The sequence below is a fragment of the Sedimentibacter sp. zth1 genome, from assembly GCF_017352195.1.
Classification (GTDB): Bacteria; Bacillota; Clostridia; order Tissierellales; family Sedimentibacteraceae; genus UBA1535.
The window spans coordinates 1,621,972-1,642,809 of sequence record NZ_CP071445.1; the positions used below are offsets into that span (position 1 = coordinate 1,621,972).

Below are 20,838 nucleotides of genomic sequence, written 5' to 3' on the forward strand. Positions count from 1 at the left end.
GCTACAAATTTATATATTATTTTTGATTAGTTAGTGCTTGTGCAAGCCTGTTGCTTTCACCTGGGAAAGAAACAATGCTCGCATGATGCACAAGTCTATCAATCAAGGCAGCAGTAAGTTTTGTATCTCCAAAAACCGATGACCATTGACCAAACTCAAGGTTTGTAGTTACAATTATACTTTGCTTTTCATAACATTCTGATATTACATTAAACAATAATTCTGATCCTATTTTATCAAATGGTACATACCCAACTTCATCTAAAATTAACAATTCATTTTTCTTCAATCTGTTTCTAAATTGACGTATGTTACCCTGATTATATTTATATACTAAAGTTTCAACGAGTTCAGAAACCCTAAAAAATTGTACATTTAGTCCTTTCCTGCAAGCCTCTATTGATAAGGCCGTAGCCATATGTGTTTTACCAGTTCCTACGTTACCCATTAAAACTATGTTTTCCTTATTTTTTATCCATTCTAATGATATTAATCTTTCTTTGTTACATGTTGATGGAAAGATTATTTCGTCAAATTTATATCCTTCAAATGTTTTAATTTGAGGAATATTTGATGTTTTTAATAATTTGCTAAGTTTAGCTCTTTTTCTGCCTTCTATTTCAGCATTTAAAACCTCATAAATATATTCTTTTTGCTTAGTTGTACTAGTTTCAATTAAATCATCTATATATGCTATTTTTAACTGTTTACATATATCCTTTATTGCTTCATTATTCAACACTTACACCTCCATGTGATAATTTATTATATTTGCATAAATTTATTGATGATTCTTTTATATCCTTTGGAGTGTAATTTTCATTTATATCACTTTTGTAAATTCCACTATGTTCAGAATTATCGTATAAAGCAGCGGTTATCGTTGAAATACTATTGTTATGATTATATTGTCCTATACATACTGATATGTCCTTGATATTGTATACATTTAACCAATTAATACAGGCTGATATTCTTTCTTTTCGAACATCTAAATTTTCTATGCTTATATATTCTTTTAGTTCTTTTGGTAACATCTTTGTAAATTGTGAATGTATTACACTTCTTGGCTTTTTACTATATCCTTTAAATACTTCTATCCATGGAACCTCATGGATTTTATCTGTATATGGTCTTGGTATTGATGTAATCATGTTATATTTTGTGTCTAATATATCTATTTTGTCCCATGTAACCTTTACAGGAAGGCTTGTACCTATATTGACTCCAAATATCTTTATATCTGTATTATCTACCTTGATTTCACCGTATTTATTAACAGTTTTACTTTCTAATCTATATATTTCATATTCTGTATCTGGTAACTTTTTTAAATTCTTTTTATCTTCTTCCCATAATTCATGTATCTTTTGATCTTTTGCGTAATGTACACGTTGCATATCTTTTTTAGTTCTCTTATCAAGTTCATTTTCCAATGTTTCAAAGCTTTTAAATATTGGTATTGGAACACAAAAATTTCGTCTTACATATCCACATTTATTCTCTACATTTCCTTTTTCATTTCCAGCTGCTGCATTGCAAAATATTGATTTAAAGCCATAATGACTTTTAAATCTTAAAAAGCTATCGGTTAATATTCTTTCATCACCTTTTTGTATTTTTACTACTGCTGCTGATAAATTATCAAACCATATTGACTGAGGCACACCACCTGATTTCTTAAATAGCTTTTTTAATCCTTCTAAAAAACACTCTTGGTTTTCTGATGGAACTGGTTGTACAAAAGCATTATTGCTATATGGATAGCTTAATACCAATACTTTTACATCGACAAAATTTGCTTCCTTACTAACTTGCATTGTGTAAAAATCAACCTGTGCTTCTCCTGGTTCATGTTCAAGCCTTTCATATGACGGTGAACTTTCAATTTTCATTAATGCTTTAGTTTTTTCTACATAGGCACATACTGTTCTATATCCACCTTTAAATCCATGTTCATTACATAATCTATTATATATTGCTTTCGCTGTATGCCTTTGCTTTTTAGGTACTAATTTATCTTCATTTAACCATGTATCAACTATTTCTTTGTATGGTTCCATTACTGGTGATTTTTTTGTTCTCTTTTTTATTGGCTCATTCCAATTATCTTTATCAGCATATTTTTTTGCTGTTCTCCAATTAATATTTAGCTTTTCTTTAATTTGGTTAATATTTAGGTCTTCAAATTCTCTTAAATATTTGATATAATCTTGTTGAGGCACTTTTAACATCCTTTCGTTCTCCTTCGTTAGTTCTTATCAAACATAACGATAACGGATTGTTTGGTTGTTAGCAAGTGTCTTTTTTTAACATTTTATACTATGCATTTTTAGGCGGCTATACTGTGTACTTTTATTATGCCATAAACACATTACTATCTAAACTACAAATTGGGTCGTCGATAACTACTACTTTTTCTCTAGTTTGCCCTGAAGACTCTGTACTACCTTTAATTAACTGATAATAATATAAAAACGTAATAAATCTATATTCTCCTTCACTAAGTGTCTCTTTAGCATTTGAACCATCTTCTCTAACAATTTGATAATATCCTATTTCTGATGATTCTCTTAGTTTAAAACTTGTAAAACCGTTAAGTAATAATATATTATTAATCTCATTAACAGTGTGAGTAACACTAGTTATTTCAGATTCTTTACTTTTTATTTCGCTTGAAATTTCTTTACTCTTTTCATCTAATTGTTTCTGCTTAGATTTTATCGATAATATTCCAGTTTTCTTTCCAGATATTTTTTTATTATAGCTTTCTATATCACTTTTCAATTCATTGTTTATAAACTTCCAAACCTGTGAGGTAAGTTTTAATTTCTCATTGTTTAAATTATTAAATAATTCATTATTTTTTACAATTTTTTCATTAATTTGTTTTACTATTAAGTTAAATTCTTTACAACCTTCTCCTAATGATTCTAATTCAATTAGAACACTTGGATTACTAATCTTTTCATCTATTTTATTTATATTATTTTTATATTTTTCTTCAATAATCTTTAAAATACTTTTAATTTCCTTATTATCATTTATTAAAATAAATTTCTTTATATACTCTATTATTTGGTTTACACAAGTTTGGTATGTTTCTTTAAAAGTAACTAATTGCTTACACTGAAGTTCATAAGTTTCATCAAAATACTGTTCAAAAAAACTATTTAATTCATTTGTGTCGACGCTATGTTGACAGAAAGGACACTTACTTTCACTATTCTTTAAATATGTAATACCTTTTCTAACCCAATCACTATTATTTAGTTTATTTATTAAATCTCCTATTTCTATATCTTGTTTACCTACAATCACTTGCTTTAATTTCTTATCATTTTCTAACTCAATAAGTTTTCTAAAATCAAGTTCCTCTTCCAATTTTTTTAATTCTAATTCTTTATTAAATAAATTGTCACTCATCTTATATAAATTTTCAAAAGTCAATAATTCTACACTATCATCTATTTTATCAAAACATTTATGAAAAAAATCTACTTTTCTTCCTATGAAACCTGTAAATGAATTTTTAAAGACATCCTCATATTTTTTCTTAATACCCCAACATTTTTTAATCATTTCATTTTCACATTCTTGTATTTCTTCTTCTAATTTTTTAATAGATTTTTTATAACTTTCTACTTCTTTATTAACATTTTTAAGTTCTAAAGTTTTATTCTCTATTAATTCTTTTGCATCTTTTGTGTTTTTCCCTAAAGTAAAAATACCTTTAATTTCTGAGCTTTGAGTAAAATTTTGAGAAACAAAATCCCTATTATAAACTAATGCTTCAACTTTATTTGGACTCCAATCAATATTACATCCTGTATAATAACTTTCATCTGCAATTACTTTTGATATTGTAGTTTTACCAGAGCCATTACTACCATATATATAATTTATCTTAACTGGATTAATTTCAGTTTCATTGGAGTAACATGCTGTTTTACTCAATTTAATTTTTTTAATCATATTAATTGTTCTCCTTTAATTTATCTCACATAGTTTGAACTAGATATTAAGCATTTCGCCTAACGGTCTTGTGTTCACGACGTTTCCCAACGTTACAGGTAGTTCTCAAACCTTAGATAACTCTTATCTTAGGTTTGAGGGCTGCCGACTCGGTTAGTTGGGGAATGTATGAGGGCTCGTCCCTAGAGTTCACGTTCCTACCCGAATGAACGTGAACATATTGTTATATGCTGGAATCAATGGCGGCCCTAATTACTCACTCAAACTACTTATTACTAAAAAATATTTCTTTTATGATTATTCTCTATCTAAATTTTACTATTAATCAAATAATAATAACTACTAAATAATTAGAATTTTATATACTTATTAGTTAATATATTTTTCAAATCCACTACCATATATACACCACATAATTATTCCCCATACCAAACCTGCCAAAGGCCATATAATAATTTGAGTTATAATTGCTATTGTACTTTCAAAAAAAGGTGATATTATAGCTATCATTGTATTTAAGCCCCAGAATAATATTCCATAAATAGATATAAAACTTTTCCTTATATTCTTAATATCACAAAATTTACGTTCATTTAATTTTTCTAAATATGACCATTCTAACCTTCCTATTACTATTCCTAATAAATAAGCTACTATTAATTTTATGATTGATTGAACAATAAATAATTTTATGTTCTCATTAATATATTTATTTATAAATTCTAAGACAACCAGTAAAAATAATTGAATTGGTATTATTTGTTTTAAAGGAAACCCCACAAACATATGCCACTTCATTGTTCTCTTTGATATTTTGTTCCATTTTGAATCTACTTTTCCCATTTTTATACCTCCAAATAACATCAATTCTTTAATTATAGTCTATAATTATATGCCATTTATTCTTGCATATAACGGTCTTGTGTTCACGACGTCACTGAACCGGACACCATAGCTAGACAATCTTGGCGGTGCTCGCACCCGGTGAAGGGATGTGGTCCGACTTTCCCACTTGAACGTTCCTACTAAGATCCTTGCGTGAACACGTTGTTATAGGGAGTTTCCGTTGACTGCATAACATCTACTTTAAATATTAATTATTTATACTTTTTTAAAATACTATGTAAATTTCTTACTACAATATGGTCTCTACATGTAAGTTTATGATATATATAATCCCTTAATTCTCTACATATAAGGTAAGTTTTAATTCCCAATTTTTTTGCTCCATCACAATTTGTAATGCTGTCATCAACAAAAATAGCTTCTTCTGGTAATATATTTAATTCATTTAATGCAGTTTCATACATTAATTGATTTGGTTTAGTTACTCCTATCAAAGATGATATAACAAAAGATGAAAAGTAGTCTCTGAACCCCGCTTTAATATAAACATTCTCTAATGATGGCCATGCATCCGATACTACTGCTAATCTATATTTATTATTTAAAATTGGTAAAACATCGTAAACATCATCAAAAAATTGATATTTGTCATAGTTATATACTAAATCCTTTGCTATATATTCTATATCTTCATTATTCAAATTAAGTTCTGGTAAATTTTCAAAGAAAATTTTATAATATTTAAGGAAATGATAATATTCATCTTCTTCTGTTTTTATTAGTAACTGCTTAGACATATAATCCCCAGCTTTTGAAAAAGCTTTATTTACTTTTTTTGTTAATTGATTAAATATTTTTTTATCTACCTTACTAAAAAAATTTGGTGTAATAAACCAATGACCAGTTCTTGGTCCATTTAACACTCTACCAGAATCAATCAAAATACCTTTAATACTCATTTTATTTTCCCCTTCATTATATCTATATTAAAAATATTCAAACAATTTCTTAAAAAGACCCCAAAAATAACACTACAATAATGGATATTTCCTATAACTACTCCTTTCACGACCCAATGGTTCGCTAAAGTGGTTCATATTATGTTTATTACGTATGAAAGTTTCGTAATTTATATATTTTTATACTTATTTTTTATACTTATTTTTTATCCTTATTTTTTATACTTATTTCTTTGCTATTCTGTCTATCGGACTTACTATTTTCTTTAGGTCCTTATTTGTTACGTGAGTGTATATTTGAGTTGTTTTTGTACTAGAATGTCCTAGTAATTCTTGTATGTATCGTATATCTGTACCATATTCTAGTAAATGAGTTGCAAAAGAATGTCTTAATGAATAAATTCCTACATTTTTATTTATATTAGCTTTTATACAAGCTTTTTTAAATATTTTTTGGACTGAGCGAACTGATAGATGCTCAGATTTATCTGCACCTGGAAAAAGCCAATCTTTAGGTCTGTATAACTTAAAATATCTTCTAAGTTCATTTAATGTTTCCTGTGCTAAAATTGTATATCTATCTTTATTACCTTTACTATCTTTTACAAATATAGTCATTCTGTTGCTATCTATATCTGAAACTTTAAGACTAACCACTTCGCTTACTCTTAAACCACTAGAATATACTACATATAATATAGTTCTATGTTTTTGATTTGTAACCGAATTTAATATTTTAGTTACATCTTCTTCACTTAATACTTTAGGTAATGGTTTTACAGTTTTAGGTCTTGGAAAGTTTTTAAATTCAATATTCTTATTAAGTATATAATTACAATACAGTTTTATTGCACTATATGCTTGAGTAGTATATGAGTTTGAATTGTCCTTAATATTCATTAAATAATACATGTAATTCTTAATATCTTCTACTGTTACTTCATTAAGATCTTTATTTAAGAACTCCTTAAATCTTTTTATGTGAGCTTTATACGCTTTTTTAGTTGAATTACTATATCCCTTTATTGACAGTAATTGATCAAAAGAGTCTACACATACCTCAAACTCATTATTAATTAAATTACGGTTAATAATATTATTAGGTACAGTCCACGTTCTATCATATGAATTATATTTTCTACCTTTGATATTCCTAACAACTTGTACTATTTTTTCATCATATTTAAACTTTAATTGTAGCCGATCACCCTCTTCTGTGCAAAATATCTTCATATCAACACTCCTCATATATTCTAAGTATATGGTATAATTAATTTAATATTATGTTTAACATATAATGAACAGCATTTTTTCAAAATACCTAAATTAAAAATGAGTATAATTTTACCATTAAAATACACAAAATATTTCAAATATCCTCACTACACACTTTTGTATATATTTGGGGTTATTGTAACATTTTAATACAAATTATGCAATAGTTTTTCGTTTTAAGCCAATTAGTCTTGCTAAAAAACTTATCCACGTATTTGGCTTATGCGAGTGGAGCTACAGTTACAATTCTCAATGCGTAACATAGCTGAAAAAAGGAAAATTATTCTTTCCTTTTTTAAAGGCCCCCAAAGAATGACCTATAATTTCTTTCAAAGACTAGCTATATCAAGACAAAAAAACTAGCTATAACAAAACTTACAAAAACTAACCCTACCAAAATAAAATCGACTTACGCAAGGCTGACTTAGAAGAAAAAAGAATAATCTTGCTTTCAAAGCATTGTGGAGCATTGCTAAGAATTGTACAAAGCAAAACGAGCGTTTTAAGCCAACTAGTCTTGCTTAAAAACTCATCCCACGTATTTGGCTTATGCGAGTAGCGCTGCAATTACAATTCTCAATGCGCAACATAGCTGAAGAAAGCAAATTATTCTTTCCTTTTTTTGAGGACACCAAAGGATGACATATAAGGTCTTACAAAGACTAGCTACATCAAGACAAAAAAGCTAGCTATAACAAAACTTACAAAGACTAACCCCACCAAAATAAAATCGACTTCCGCAAGGCTAACTTAGAAGAAAAAAGAATAATCTTGCTTTCAAAGCACTGTGGAGCATTGCAAAGAATTGTACAAAGCAAAACGAGCGTTTTAAGCCAATTAGTCTTGCTAAAAAACTTATCCACGTATTTGGCTTATGCGAGTGGAGCTACAGTTACAATTCTCAATACGCAACATAGCTGAAGAAAGCAAATTATTCTTTCCTTTTTTAAAGAACACCAAAGTATGACATATCAGTTCTTGCAAAGACTAGCTGTAGAAAGACCAAAGATACTAGCTGTAACAAGACCTTAGTAACTAGCTACAACAATACTATAGATATATCTATAACAAGCCCACAAAGACTATCTACAACAATACTATAAACCTATCCATAGAATAACCCCAACGCCTAGCCTTAACAAAAAAAGAAAGCTTCTTGCTAAAAAGCAAGAAACCTCCTTCGCCATAATTTTTATAATAAAAACCATGTCTTCACTAATCTATGAAAAGCTATTCATCTTCCCCCCAGAAATATAAACAAACTCTTTTTATTCTCCCCCATGAGTTTCTTTATACGCATGAATAACTTTTTCCGCCATATTCATTGGCATCTCATCATATCTTAAGAATTCCATCTCAAAACTTCCCCTCGCATGAGTCATACTTCTCAAATCAATTGCATATGTGTACATCTCAGCTTGCGGTGCCTCTGCATGAATTATTTGAGTACCGTAGTTTGTTGGATCCATACCTAATATTCTTCCACGACGTTTATTCATATCCCCCATAACATCGCCCATATATTCATCAGGTATTTCTATTTCAACCTTTGCAATTGGCTCTAAAAGCACTGGCTTAGCTTCCTTCATACCTTTTTTAAACGCTAATGAAGCAGCAATTTTAAACGCCATCTCGTTTGAGTCAACATCATGATATGATCCATCATACAATACAGCTTTAACATTAACAACTTTACATCCAGCTAAAACACCTTTGTCTAAACAATCTCTTAAACCTTTCTCAACAGCAGGAATATAGTTACGCGGTACACTACCACCAAATATTTCTTCTGCAAATTCAAATTCTTGATTTGAAGGTTCAAATCTAATATGAACATCACCATATTGACCAGCCCCACCAGATTGCTTTTTATGTTTCCCTTGAACATCTGATTTGCTTTTTATTGTTTCTCTGTATGCAACCTTTGGACTTGTCAATTCTATTTCAACTTTAAATAAATTCTTAAGTTTATTTTTAATTACTTCCAAATGCATATTGCCCTGACCACCTAATACTAATTCCTTAGTTTCAATGTTTCTTTCATGGCTAAATGATTGGTCTTCTTCAGCTAACCTATTAAGTCCTATTCCAACTTTTTCTTCCATATCTTTAGACTTAACAGATGCTGCCATAAACAATGATGGCTTAGGTAATTTAACAGAATCAAACACAATAGGGTTTGATTTTAATGATATAGTATCTCCGGTTTTAAAATGTTGCAACTTAGAGACAGCTCCTATATCTCCAGCAGTTATTTCGCTTGCTTCTATTTGTTCCCTACCTCTTAAAAAGAATACCGAACCAACTCTTTCAGACTGTCTTGTACTTGCATTATATATTTCCATATCTTTTTTTAGTGTTCCTGAATACACTTTAAACAAGTTAATTTTACCAACAAATGGATCAACTATAGTCTTGAAAACGTATGCAGAGAGTGGATCAGAAGAATCTACTTTTCTCTTTTCAGTAACCTCATCGTTATGTCCAGTTACTTCGCTTAAATCTTCAACACTTGGCAAATACTCTATAACCATTTTTATTAATTCTCTAACACCAATAGTTTTTTGTGCAGATGCTACAATTATTGGAACAATTTCTCCCGACAATATAGCTTTTCTTAAACCATCGTGAATTTCTTCATCACTAAAAGCTTCTCCTGCAAAATATTTTTCCATCATTTCTTCATCAGTTTCAGCCACTGACTCCATAAGCATATCTTTTAATTCTTGTGATTTTGCTACTGCATATTTAGGTACTTCACCCTTTACACACTCTTTACCATTGAATATATATCCTTCAGCTGAAATAACATCAACATATCCACAAAAACTTGTTTGTTCCCCTATTGGAACAGAAAATGGAACAACTTTTTTACCAAACTTTTCTCTTAATTGTTCTAGTATCTTATCATAACTAACGTCTTCTTTATCAAGCTTATCTAGTAATATTACCCTTGGGATCTTCCTGTCTTCTGCATATTTCCAAACCTTTTCAGTCCCCACTTGAACTCCTGAAGTCGCATCAACAATTAAAACAGCACCACTACATACTCTCAATGCACTGTATACTTCTCCTACAAAATCGAAATAACCAGGTGTGTCAAAGAAATTTATTTTAGTATCGTAATACTCTATTGGTATAACTGATGTTCCTATAGAAAATTGTCTGTCCTTTTCTTCTTTGTCATAATCAGAAACAGTATTTCCTTCTTCAACCTTACCCATTCTATTTGTAGCTTTAGTCATGTATAAAAGTGATTCCATTAAAGTTGTTTTACCACATCCTCCATGTCCAAGTAATGCCACATTTCTAATCTTGTCAGTACTGTAAGTTTTCATCAAAATGTTCCTCCTATTTTATTTATGCTTTTATTTATTTTATAATAACATTTCATAAACTTCAAGTATTTTTAGAAAACGTTATCATCAATATGTAAAAAAAAAGTTAAATGATTTTTATATTGTCGAATAATATCATTGTATAAACTTTTTTTAATACTTTATTTTGTTTTGCTTTCAATTTTACTATTTTTATTATGTTTAGACATTTTATCCTTAGTATCTTTTTTAATACATTTTCCAGTAAAAGTAGCTCCCTCTTCCATTGATAATGTGTTTACAATTATATCTCCATTAACAACACCAGTTTCTTTAATATGCATTTTTCCGTTACAATTTACATTTCCATCTATCTTACCAGAAATGATTATATTTTCACAATTGATATCACCTTTAATATACCCACTTTCGCCTAGATAAAGAGACTCCGAAATCACTTCGCCCATTACTTTGCAATCCAACCTTATACAATCAATAGAAGTGAATTTACCTTCTATTTCAATACCAGTTGAAACAATAGTATCTAATTTTTCCAAATTAAATGATTTGGTAGCAGAACTTAACTTCTTCATAATTATCCTCCTAAATCTATTTTAAGTATTCTTCTATTGTTAATGGATCAATAAATTGTCCATAATAATGTATTTCAAAGTGTAGATGCGAGCCATAGCTTAAACCTGTATTTCCCATAAGCGCTATAACATCTCCTTGTTTAATTTTCTCTCCAACCGTTACATATCTTCTTGATAAGTGTGCATATCTTGTTCTAAATCCATATTTATGTTGTATTGTAATATAGTATCCATAACTTGAATTATAAGTCGATTCTATTACCGTTCCATTACCTGCTGCATATATTTTTGAACCAATATTATTTGCTATATCAACACCCCTATGAAAACGACCCCATCGTGGTCCAAAGTAGGATGTTATTCTACCGTATGCTGGAAAATTAACGGGCATATCTTGATAATATTCTATTTTATCTTCTACATCTGTTTGAAGCTCAGCTATTTCTATTTTAAGTTTATTTATATCGTTTAGCAACTTTCCATTATTTTTTTCAATATTACTTTTTTCACTAGTAATATTACTTGTATATAAAGCAACACTATCGTAATCACTTTCTTTAGTAGGTATTGTTACACCTCTAATTGTTCCAGCCCTTGAGGAAGAACTTGGTGTTATATTCGCAGTTATATTTTTGTTATTATCTACTTTTGCATCATCTTTAATACCAACTTTTTCTTTTATATTATCAATTGATTTATGTAACTCAATTAATTCATCCTTTGATTTTAATATTTGATTTGTCTTCTTTTCCAATGACTTCTTAAGTGCAATATTTTCATTATCTGTTTCAACTTTTTGAGACTCAATTGCTAATAACTTTATAGTAATATTATTCAACTTGTCATTTAAGCAAACGTTTTTTTCATTTGAATTATAAAGCGCAAATAATAAAGTCACAAATGAAATTATAATAACTGGAATAATACCATACACTAAAATTTTTGGTACAGTTAATTTTATAGGCTTTTTAGTTGTTTGAAAAATTATGAAATGAAATTTTGTACCTTTATATTTTTTAGATTTCGAAATATTTTTCTTTAGCATAAAATCACCCTACTTAGTTTATATATAAAATTATATATTATTTGTATATATTTTACAATGATAAATTTGCATTTAAAAATACAAAAATACCCACACAAAAAAGACTATATTTTTATTATAGTCTTTATGTAAGATAATTTTTATTTTACAGTTGCTTTTTCTTTATATTCTTCTAATGCTTTAGCAAGTTGTGCTGGGCAAGAAGTTGATTTTTTACCGCATTTTACATTTTTAAACTTTTCTATAACTAAATCTATATCCATTCCATCTACTAAAATTGATATTCCTCTTAAGTTTCCTATACATCCACCTACAAAGCTAACATCAGTCAACTTATTGTCTTTTACATCAAATGATATTTCTCTTGAGCATACACCATGCGTCTTATATCTATACATTATTCAATCTCCTTTTAGTACTTAAACATGTTGAAATTATACACAAAAATTGTCGAAATTTCAAGAAAAATTATTGTTAATCACAAAACTAGCAAGCACTTTTTTTATTAAATTTCAAACTAATAGTTTTACTATTAGTTTATTCTTTAATTATCAAATTCTTCAATTTCTTTCGTTATTTCATCTTGAATAATTACTGCCTCACCATGTTTAGCCATTGAAATACAAATCAGAGCCAAAATAAAAGCTATAACCGAATAAACAAATAGATGTGAATAATTATTGGTAAAATCATGAATTAATCCAAATAATGGTGGACTTATAATAGCTGCTGAAGCTGAAAAGAAATAGTAATATCCTGTATATTTACCTATTCTAGAGCTTTTAGCTATTTCTAAAACCATAGGTAATGAGTTTATGTTTACACATGCCCAAAAAAACCCTGCCAATGCTAAAAGTACTCTTATGATATTTATATCATTAATCATTATTTGTACTGAAAATATGAGTATTATTCCTATAAGCCCAGTAATTATTGTTTTCTTCCTACCTAATTTAGTACCGATTATACCTGCAGGTATTGCGCCAATAACTAGTGCCAAAGAAAAAAAAGTTAATGTTATTGAAGCGATTCCCGGTGTAATATTCAATACATTTGTTGCATAAAGAGTAAAATATGTTTCTATTGCATTGTAACCTACAAACCAAAAGAAAATGGCAAGCAAAATACATAATAAGCTTTTATTTATGCTTTTTTTATCGGAAAGTTCTTCTATCTTTTCTTTTTGCTCTAACTTAATGCGTTCTTCCTTACACATAATAATTGGCTCATGTACAAAGAAGTATAACAAAAGCCACGCTACTATCATTACTATGCTACAAAACATAAATGGTGCTTTCATTCCACCAATATCAAGTAAAATTCCTCCTACTAGAAATGCCAATACTCCACCTACACCACCCATAAGATTTATAACTCCATTTGCTTTCGACCTAAGTGGTGATGGTGTAACATCGGGCATTAGTGCGATAACAGGTGATCTCCAAGTACTCATAATAAAGTTAAAAATGATTACCAATCCCATTAATGCATATAATGATTTAGTCCACGGTATAAAATTAAATAATATTGCACATATTGGTATTCCAACTAAAATATAAGGTAATCTTCTACCACGTTTTGTTACAGTTTTATCACTTAATGCACCAAACAATGGTTGAAATATTACAGCAAAAATATTATCTATTGCCATAATTATACCTAAAAGAAATGTTGATGAAACGTATTTGTCAAGTATTAACGGTACATTTGCATTGTATACCGACCATGCAAGACTTGATGCAAAAAAACCAAATCCAATTAAAAATGTGTTTTTGTAATCTAGCTTTAATTCACTTGCTTTTGTTTTAGTAGACATAAAATCCTCCTAAAAAGTATTATTTACAATATTATACTTTATATAGAAGGATTGGACAATGCATATATTATATATATTTGATATATGTTCACTAAATACTATGAAGCAAATTCGATTATTCTTTTTCTAATTATTTCTTTAAAATCTATCATTTTTTCGTTTCTACCATTTAAGTAAAAATCATAATTATACAGCATACTTGCAAGCTTTATAATGCAATCCATAGCGCTATTTTCAACCCCTAATTCTCGTGATAATATCGACAACGGAACTAAGCCAGTTTGTATGTCTTCATAAATATATCTATTATGAATAGTTGTAGGAGCCAATACTTCAGTGTATGCATGGTTATTTTGAAGTGCTTCATACAACGTATCACCTTCTGTTCTGTATATTTTATTTAACCATTTCACAGCTGAATCAGTTTGAATTCCAAGCAACCTTGCAACAGTAACCCTTTCTTCATCAATCTTTTCTAAAAATAATGCAACTGTTGGAGAAATACCTTGCTTATAATGAGAAAAAGTATTTTTTTCTTCTATTCTTGCAATATTTAATATTACTGGAACAGGATGAAATATAACTCCCAAATTTGTTAGTCCTGTTTCTAACACTGAACTTGCTGGAACAATGACATTAAAATATTTTTTTAATAATTTACAAACCTTATTTGTATCTTTTGGATTATGAGCAGCTACATGAAGTTCCTTCTTTAGTGAATAAACTCTGCACAAGCCATTCTTTATTAATCTGCACGTATAAACTAAAGTGTCTGCTTCTGCAAGTATTATATCTTCTTTTAAACCATTTTGCTTTAGTATACTCATAAAATAATGCGTACCTAATGTTCTACCAGGATTTAATACTACAATTTGCCCTTGCTTCAAAAAAGGTGCAATTTGTTCTGCAATATCTGTATGAGCATTAGCTGGTGTTGCTACCATTATCAATTCTGCATCTTTACATGCTTCTGCTATGTTTGATGTTAATAAATGTATCTTCTCCTTAAAATCATAAATTCCCATTAACTCAATTCCACCATATTTTTCAATTTCATATAAAACTTCTGGATTTCTGTTGTATAAAGCGACTTTACACCCTTTATGTGTAAAGTACGATGCGAATGTTTGACCACCATTTCCTGCACCAATAACAGCAACTTTCATTATATTCCTCCTTTATTAATCTAAATTTCCGTTCGATTTAAGTTCTTCTATTCTCTCTCTTTCACATATATTCCTACCCAATTTTTTTGAAAATGCAACACATTTGCCATCTTGAACACGTGTTTCTAGAATGCCTCTAATTTTTTTATTTTTTACTATATGAGGAGCATCTAATATACCTCTTTTTATACAATCTGATAATACAAAAGCATTTGCTAATGGGTCATCATAATCTTTATAGAAATTACATATAAATTCTTTTAAATAATTTGCTTCTTCTATAAGTTGTTTCTTTCTCTCAATTATTTCAGGATTTATAGTTAAATCCAAATGATCGTTTACTACATTTCTAAGTACACCTCTAACAATCTTGCAACTTTCTATAATGTTATCAGGTGTGGCAGCATGCTCTGCTTCATTAAAGCCAACAACGTGTACAATATGTGGTCTTATATTCATAGATAAAAACGTAGTTGCAGCCAATTGTCCTTTTGCTACATCTAAATCCGGTGAAAGGTAGTTAAGTCCAGCTCTTACTTGCCTAAATATATTGAAATTCTCATCTTTTAATGATTCAACCAGTTCAACCATAGCAAGCACTCTTGCTAAATCCATAGAAAAAGATAGTGTATTTGGTGTGTTAAACATATATTGTGCTATATAATTTTTAACACCAAATTTTTTAGCATTATATGACGATACATATGCCATGAAAACTGACATAACATCGTGGGCATCTCTTAGCGACCAGTGGTGTGGCTCATTTATTTCAACTGTTATATTTTTTTTACCATGATATGCTATAAGTCCTTGCGCTTCTTTTATAGATATTTCTACTTTTCTATTTCCTCTACCATCAAGTTCATTGTACCAACATAGGGGAATCGCACTCCACGCATTATCCAATGTTTCAATCAATAAATCTGCCATTTTAAAAACATCTGCTGTTCCGCTATAGCTTCTGATTAAAGGAAAATTTCCATGCATTGTTGCTTCTTTAAGCTTAATAAAGTCTTCCTTATTTCTTAGTGGCACTCCACCAGCTCCATCATTAACTCTATCCATATTTTCTTGGTTGAAATAGAACTGTTGTGTATTTTGATCTGGACCTAGTGATATTACATCTAATACTTTAGCTTCAGCAATTTTTTTGATTCCATCTAAAGTATCTTCATATGAAGGTAGTCCAAAGTGATGTCTTAAAACAGGATATGGATATTTTTCATTTATCCTATCTACAATATTATTTTTATAGTTAGATGAGTTATCATCTTTTTGAGTTCCTTTCAAAAAGCAAACACAATCATCTATATCATCAAATCCATCCGATATATAATCAAAAAAGTTGAATTTTCTTGCTACATCAGCAACCGGCTTAGTTCCTCCAAAGCACCATCTAATATCACTTAAGTCACTATTATTTCTAAATTTCTCTATTTCTGATAAAATTTCAAGTGCATTATTTGGTGTCAATCTATAACTAAGCGCAATAATATTTGGCTTGATTTCTAAAATTTTTTGATACAAATAGCTTATATCTGTGGCGGGGCCTAAAAAAATGGTTTCATAATCTTGCACCCTCGCAATACTTAAAAAATTTATTATTCCAGCTACGTGTACACAATTTCCAATTGATGCACCTAATATTACTTTTTTATTCATAAAATCCCCTTAAAATTTATTTTTTGGACAACAAACTTAACTATACTTTTATAGTTAGAGTTATATTTTATTAGTTTTTGTTTTTTTACGAAAAAATTTAGACTAGCTCTATATGTAATATTTTATCCAAAGATCAGTTATAATATAAGAAAATTAATTATAATTATATGATTTGTAAAATTAGTTAGTTTTTTAAATTTTATTATTTTTTAAAGAAATGTCAATATATATTTTTTAAAAAACGGAATTATACATATAATTCCGTTTATCTTTTAATTTTGGGTTTTATTCTCATAATATAATAATTTATAAATACAGAAAATGCATAATCATAAATCAAAAATCCTACTTCTCCAAGAACTATTACCCACCAAAACAATTTAATCATTACAAACTGTTTTAGTACAAAATATAATGTAATTGCTACAGCATTAAAGAAAATAAATTTTAACAACAACTCGACAAAAACATTTTTTCTGTTATTATACACTAATTTTTCAATAGCATATTTAACAATACTGTATAATCCAAATAGTGAAATATAAGTAATAATTTCAATTTTATCTGTTGTCAATAAAAATCCTAAAATACACGAGGCAATGTAAAATACAATACCACTTTTAACACCAAATTCAACTATTACTATTCCAACTATCAAAGCCGCAATTCCAAAAAGTAGCAATGTGTTTGTTTTAATAATTGAAGAAATTATTATAAACATTTGATTCAATGCAAGTAGCACACCTAGATATGCAATATTCTTGCTTTTTAGCAACATGAAATTAAATCTCCTCCCATACATTCACAACAACAATCTGCCAAAATAAGATTTGCACAACAATTACAATCCGAATGACCGCCTCTGTTATAATTATATGAATTAGTTTGATATGCTCTTTGCATATTCGATATTTGATTTAAATAGTTTGCATACTCTCCATTGCTTGGCTCCATCCTATTGGCAGTTTTAACAAATTGCAAACCTTGTACAGTTGAACCTAAATTCACATAGCAAACTCCCATCAAATAATTCCATTCCGCATTTCTTATTTTTGTACTATTTAATATATTTATTGCTTGCTTATAATTACCAACACTAGCATATTGTCTCGCAGCTTGGAATTCATTATTATTAGAATTTTCATAACTATTTGAGTTTGAGCTATATGAACTACTACTGTATGAATTATTATTACTTCCTGCGTTCGTAAGCTCATCATAAGCTTGTTGTACTTCTATAAATTTTTCCTGTGCAAGTTCCTTTAGAGGATTATTAACATGCATATCAGGATGATATTGCTTAGCTAGTTTCCTATATGCAGCTTTTATTTCATCCTTTGATGCTCCTCTTTTTATACCTAAAACCTCATATGGATCTTTCATTTGGTTTCTCCTCATTATTAGCTTTTTTCTTAAGTTTACTCATAATACCTGATAAAATAATATTATCTATAATACCTTTATCTTTTATTAAAGGAAGTTTGTCTATTTCTTGATGCAAAAAAGATAAATTCAACAACATTGCATCATTAGCAAAACTATCAATATTTTGTTCCTTATTAAATTTTATGTTTAAAAATGGGTTGTATGAATTATTTTTTTTGTCTGTTTCTACATCAAGATAAGCATCTAAAATATATATATACTTACCAAGGAAAAAACCCACATTTCTTAATATTTTCTCCCAGTTATCATTCTTATATACCATTAATTCGCCCATCAAGTAACCAAATTCATTGGATACATCATCTATATTATCACAGTTTTTCTTTTCTAATTCTTGCAAATTATCGAGCGACTTTTTAATAAATTTTTGCTTTTCTTCATATAGCTTAACTGTTTTATCAAAATTATGATTTATAAGCTTTGAAAATACTAATGATTTAAAGTCTTTTTCATCTATCCAATTATCCTTACAATTATAATAGGCAAGCATAATATTCATAGCTGCAGCATAGTCTGTTATTTCATTTTGAATAATTAGTTGCTTTTCAATTGGGTGAGTTATGCATCTTTTTTTCTCTGTCCTATCCTCAACTTCATACAATGAGCTAAGTATAAGTATAAGAAATGTCATATCATAATTCAATGTAAGTCTTGACAAATTAGAGTAGTTTTTTTTCATATTCATACAAAGACCACAATATAGACCTTTGTATCTATAATACTCTCTAAATTTTAATTCCATTTTATTAATATTTACATATCCAAACATATTTGCTAGTTTATTAATTCCTTTAATTTATTTAATGTAAAATCAATGTCATCTTTAGATACACCAATATTTGTTACAAACCTATATTCGCAATCCTCGATTCCATTTATTTTTATTCCATTTTTAAGAAATCCTTCAATAAGTTTTTTTTCTTTAATAATATTTTCACTCATTTCAAAGTATACCATGTTTATATCTAACCTATCATATTTAACATTTATACCATCAATCCTAGATAACTCATCAGCCAAATATCTTGCGTTTTCATGGTCAACACTAAGTCTATCTACCATGTCATTTAAAGCGATAATACCAGCAGCTGCAATTATACCGGCTTGTCTAAGTCCTCCGCCCATAAGCTTTCTATTTTTTCTTGCTTTATCTATAAATTCTTTGCTACCAGCTAACATTGAACCTATAGGCGCTGCTAGTCCTTTTGACAAACAAAACATTATTGAATCACAATTTTTAGTTATTTCTTTTACGTCAACATTAAGTGATGCAGCAGCGTTAAAAACTCTTGCTCCATCCATATGTATATTTATATTATGCCTATCTGCAACTTCTTTTATTTGCTTAAGATTTTCTATGCTAACCACACTACCACAGCCATGTGCTTCTTCTACACAAATTAATCCAGTAGAAGGCATATGAATATCATTAGGTCTAATATATCTTTCAACAGTTTTAGAATTCATAGTACCATTTTCACCTTCTATTGTTCTTAACTGAACACCAGCAATAACTGAAGATGCTCCTACTTCATGCATTACTATATGTGAAGATGCTTCTAATATAACCTCATCACCTCTATTGGTGTGAGTTAAAAGAGCTAATTGATTGCCAAATGTTCCACTAGGAACAAACAAGGATGCTTCTTTTCCAACCATTTCCGCTGCTAATTTTTCTAGCTTTGCTACGGTTGGATCATCACCATATACATCATCTCCAACAATTGCATTTGCCATAGCATTTCTCATTTCAATAGTTGGGTTTGTTACAGTATCACTTCTTAAGTCTATAATTTTCATAACATCCTCCAGAAAAACATTTCGTTTGTTTAAGTATATCACTTTTTAGTGTTTTATTGCAATATTATAATATAATTGTATTAATTTAATATTAAAAAATTATTAAAATTTATGAAAATATATATGTAAAGGGTACGAAAACTTCGTACCCTCTTTATCTTTATGAACCTGTTGATTTGTAATGTTTGAGTCCTATTTTCCAAAATATAAGACTTGGAATCAAAAATACTATTCCCATAATTGGTGTAAACATATTTATAATGTTATCTGTTTTATTTAATAAATACATTAGTGGATAATATTGGACACAAGCAAGTGGAATTACATAAGTATAAAATTTAAGCACTCCATCGCCGTAAATTGACATTGGATATTTCCCAAATTCTCTACTACCATCTGTAAATATGTTCATAAATTCCAATCCTTCAATAGTAAAAAAGCATATTGTAGCATAAATTATGTACAACCCAGCAAACATTGCTGTTCCACCAACAATCATAAACAGTATTATCAATATTTTGCTAATACTCCATACTATATCTATAGTTAATATAGCATATATTAGCATAATAATAGCTTGCAGCAATCTACCAATCCTTGTTATTTCAATTTTAGATGCCAAAACTTGAAAAATTAAGTTTTTAGGTCTAACTAACATCCTATCAAATTCACCATTTGATATAACAGAAGAAAATAAATCAAATGCCCTAAAAAAACACTCTGATAATGAAAATGCCATCAAAACAATTGAAAAGCACAATAATATTTCGCTAAAAGTAAAACCATTTACTGAATTAAACCTGTCAAACATAAAGTACACACCTAAGAACACTGTAAAGGTAGTTAAAAACTGACCTATAGTAGTCAAAAGAAATGAAACCTTATATTCCATCATACTTTTAATATATATACTTAAATATTTTATATATAGCCTCATA

Annotated in this window: 18 protein-coding genes; all 18 read right to left on the bottom strand. The window is 28.7% G+C overall.

Annotation, left to right across the window (positions count from 1 at the left end; all coding sequences use genetic code 11):
- Positions 1 to 16: 16 nt before the first annotated feature.
- Positions 17 to 742, bottom strand: coding sequence for an IS21-like element helper ATPase IstB (gene istB, locus JYG23_RS08170; RefSeq protein WP_242631547.1), 726 nt, complete (start codon positions 740 to 742; stop codon positions 17 to 19).
- Complete coding sequence (istA, locus tag JYG23_RS08175; RefSeq protein WP_207235127.1) at positions 732 to 2,234, bottom strand: IS21 family transposase; 1,503 nt, start codon at positions 2,232 to 2,234, stop codon at positions 732 to 734. The genes istB and istA overlap by 11 nt, the downstream gene beginning before the upstream one ends.
- Positions 2,235 to 2,358: 124 nt before the next feature.
- Positions 2,359 to 3,975, bottom strand: a complete 1,617-nt coding sequence (locus JYG23_RS08180) for an AAA family ATPase (RefSeq protein WP_207235128.1) — start codon at positions 3,973 to 3,975, stop codon at positions 2,359 to 2,361.
- A gap of 369 nt (positions 3,976 to 4,344) precedes the next feature.
- A complete protein-coding gene (locus JYG23_RS08185) occupies positions 4,345 to 4,818 on the bottom strand; it encodes a hypothetical protein (protein WP_207235129.1) in 474 nt (157 codons plus the stop codon).
- Between the two features lie 254 nt (positions 4,819 to 5,072).
- A complete protein-coding gene (locus tag JYG23_RS08190; RefSeq protein ID WP_207235130.1) occupies positions 5,073 to 5,780 on the bottom strand; it encodes an HAD-IA family hydrolase in 708 nt (235 codons plus the stop codon).
- A gap of 225 nt (positions 5,781 to 6,005) precedes the next feature.
- Positions 6,006 to 7,013 carry a site-specific tyrosine recombinase/integron integrase gene (gene xerA / locus JYG23_RS08195; RefSeq protein WP_207235131.1) on the bottom strand — a complete coding sequence of 336 codons (1,008 nt, stop codon included), beginning with the start codon at positions 7,011 to 7,013 and terminating at the stop codon, positions 6,006 to 6,008.
- A 1,310-nt stretch (positions 7,014 to 8,323) separates the two neighbouring features.
- On the bottom strand, positions 8,324 to 10,393 hold the full coding sequence (gene fusA, locus JYG23_RS08200; RefSeq protein WP_207235132.1) for an elongation factor G: 2,070 nt from the start codon (positions 10,391 to 10,393) through the stop codon (positions 8,324 to 8,326).
- Between the two features lie 161 nt (positions 10,394 to 10,554).
- On the bottom strand, positions 10,555 to 10,965 hold the full coding sequence (locus JYG23_RS08205) for a polymer-forming cytoskeletal protein (protein WP_207235133.1): 411 nt from the start codon (positions 10,963 to 10,965) through the stop codon (positions 10,555 to 10,557).
- 16 nt (positions 10,966 to 10,981) lie between these two features.
- Positions 10,982 to 12,010 (bottom strand): M23 family metallopeptidase, encoded by a 1,029-nt coding sequence (locus tag JYG23_RS08210; RefSeq protein WP_207235134.1) that lies wholly within the window; start codon positions 12,008 to 12,010, stop codon positions 10,982 to 10,984.
- 140 nt (positions 12,011 to 12,150) lie between these two features.
- On the bottom strand, positions 12,151 to 12,408 hold the full coding sequence (locus JYG23_RS08215) for a TIGR03905 family TSCPD domain-containing protein (RefSeq protein ID WP_207235135.1): 258 nt from the start codon (positions 12,406 to 12,408) through the stop codon (positions 12,151 to 12,153).
- A 146-nt stretch (positions 12,409 to 12,554) separates the two neighbouring features.
- Positions 12,555 to 13,826: an MFS transporter gene (locus JYG23_RS08220; RefSeq protein WP_207235136.1), complete on the bottom strand. Its 1,272-nt coding sequence runs from the start codon at positions 13,824 to 13,826 to the stop codon at positions 12,555 to 12,557.
- A gap of 98 nt (positions 13,827 to 13,924) precedes the next feature.
- Positions 13,925 to 14,992: an NAD/NADP-dependent octopine/nopaline dehydrogenase family protein gene (locus JYG23_RS08225; RefSeq protein WP_207235137.1), complete on the bottom strand. Its 1,068-nt coding sequence runs from the start codon at positions 14,990 to 14,992 to the stop codon at positions 13,925 to 13,927.
- Positions 14,993 to 15,007: 15 nt separating this feature from the next.
- On the bottom strand, positions 15,008 to 16,654 hold the full coding sequence (locus JYG23_RS08230) for a methionine synthase (RefSeq protein WP_207235138.1): 1,647 nt from the start codon (positions 16,652 to 16,654) through the stop codon (positions 15,008 to 15,010).
- 265 nt (positions 16,655 to 16,919) lie between these two features.
- The gene (locus JYG23_RS08235) at positions 16,920 to 17,432 is read right to left on the bottom strand and encodes a hypothetical protein (RefSeq protein ID WP_207235139.1); all 513 of its coding nucleotides are present in this window, start codon (positions 17,430 to 17,432) and stop codon (positions 16,920 to 16,922) included.
- Entirely contained in the window at positions 17,423 to 18,037 is a 615-nt protein-coding gene (locus JYG23_RS08240; protein ID WP_207235140.1) for a DnaJ domain-containing protein, read from the bottom strand. Before JYG23_RS08240 ends, JYG23_RS08235 begins: the two co-directional genes overlap by 10 nt.
- On the bottom strand, positions 18,021 to 18,869 hold the full coding sequence (locus JYG23_RS08245) for a DUF5685 family protein (RefSeq protein ID WP_256440232.1): 849 nt from the start codon (positions 18,867 to 18,869) through the stop codon (positions 18,021 to 18,023). Before JYG23_RS08245 ends, JYG23_RS08240 begins: the two co-directional genes overlap by 17 nt.
- 5 nt (positions 18,870 to 18,874) lie before the next feature.
- A complete protein-coding gene (gene ltaE, locus JYG23_RS08250) occupies positions 18,875 to 19,900 on the bottom strand; it encodes a low-specificity L-threonine aldolase (protein WP_207235142.1) in 1,026 nt (341 codons plus the stop codon).
- A gap of 160 nt (positions 19,901 to 20,060) precedes the next feature.
- Positions 20,061 to 20,837, bottom strand: coding sequence for an ABC transporter permease (locus tag JYG23_RS08255; RefSeq protein WP_207235143.1), 777 nt, complete (start codon positions 20,835 to 20,837; stop codon positions 20,061 to 20,063).
- Between the last annotated feature and the right edge of the window lies 1 nt (position 20,838).

What these genes read in the sequence shown, in the direction of transcription:
- JYG23_RS08235 (WP_207235139.1), bottom strand. Translation starts at nt 17,432, where the DNA reads ATGTTGCTAAAAAGCAAGAATATTGCATATCTAGGTGTGCTACTTGCA.
- fusA (WP_207235132.1), bottom strand. Translation starts at nt 10,393, where the DNA reads ATGAAAACTTACAGTACTGACAAGATTAGAAATGTGGCATTACTTGGA.
- JYG23_RS08190 (WP_207235130.1), bottom strand. Translation starts at nt 5,780, where the DNA reads ATGAGTATTAAAGGTATTTTGATTGATTCTGGTAGAGTGTTAAATGGA.
- JYG23_RS08205 (WP_207235133.1), bottom strand. Translation starts at nt 10,965, where the DNA reads ATGAAGAAGTTAAGTTCTGCTACCAAATCATTTAATTTGGAAAAATTA.
- xerA (WP_207235131.1), bottom strand. Translation starts at nt 7,013, where the DNA reads ATGAAGATATTTTGCACAGAAGAGGGTGATCGGCTACAATTAAAGTTT.
- JYG23_RS08225 (WP_207235137.1), bottom strand. Translation starts at nt 14,992, where the DNA reads ATGAAAGTTGCTGTTATTGGTGCAGGAAATGGTGGTCAAACATTCGCA.
- JYG23_RS08255 (WP_207235143.1), bottom strand. Translation starts at nt 20,837, where the DNA reads ATGAGGCTATATATAAAATATTTAAGTATATATATTAAAAGTATGATG.
- JYG23_RS08180 (WP_207235128.1), bottom strand. Translation starts at nt 3,975, where the DNA reads ATGATTAAAAAAATTAAATTGAGTAAAACAGCATGTTACTCCAATGAA.
- istA (WP_207235127.1), bottom strand. Translation starts at nt 2,234, where the DNA reads ATGTTAAAAGTGCCTCAACAAGATTATATCAAATATTTAAGAGAATTT.
- JYG23_RS08220 (WP_207235136.1), bottom strand. Translation starts at nt 13,826, where the DNA reads ATGTCTACTAAAACAAAAGCAAGTGAATTAAAGCTAGATTACAAAAAC.
- JYG23_RS08230 (WP_207235138.1), bottom strand. Translation starts at nt 16,654, where the DNA reads ATGAATAAAAAAGTAATATTAGGTGCATCAATTGGAAATTGTGTACAC.
- JYG23_RS08240 (WP_207235140.1), bottom strand. Translation starts at nt 18,037, where the DNA reads ATGAAAGATCCATATGAGGTTTTAGGTATAAAAAGAGGAGCATCAAAG.
- JYG23_RS08215 (WP_207235135.1), bottom strand. Translation starts at nt 12,408, where the DNA reads ATGTATAGATATAAGACGCATGGTGTATGCTCAAGAGAAATATCATTT.
- JYG23_RS08245 (WP_256440232.1), bottom strand. Translation starts at nt 18,869, where the DNA reads ATGTTTGGATATGTAAATATTAATAAAATGGAATTAAAATTTAGAGAG.
- JYG23_RS08185 (WP_207235129.1), bottom strand. Translation starts at nt 4,818, where the DNA reads ATGGGAAAAGTAGATTCAAAATGGAACAAAATATCAAAGAGAACAATG.
- JYG23_RS08210 (WP_207235134.1), bottom strand. Translation starts at nt 12,010, where the DNA reads ATGCTAAAGAAAAATATTTCGAAATCTAAAAAATATAAAGGTACAAAA.
- ltaE (WP_207235142.1), bottom strand. Translation starts at nt 19,900, where the DNA reads ATGAAAATTATAGACTTAAGAAGTGATACTGTAACAAACCCAACTATT.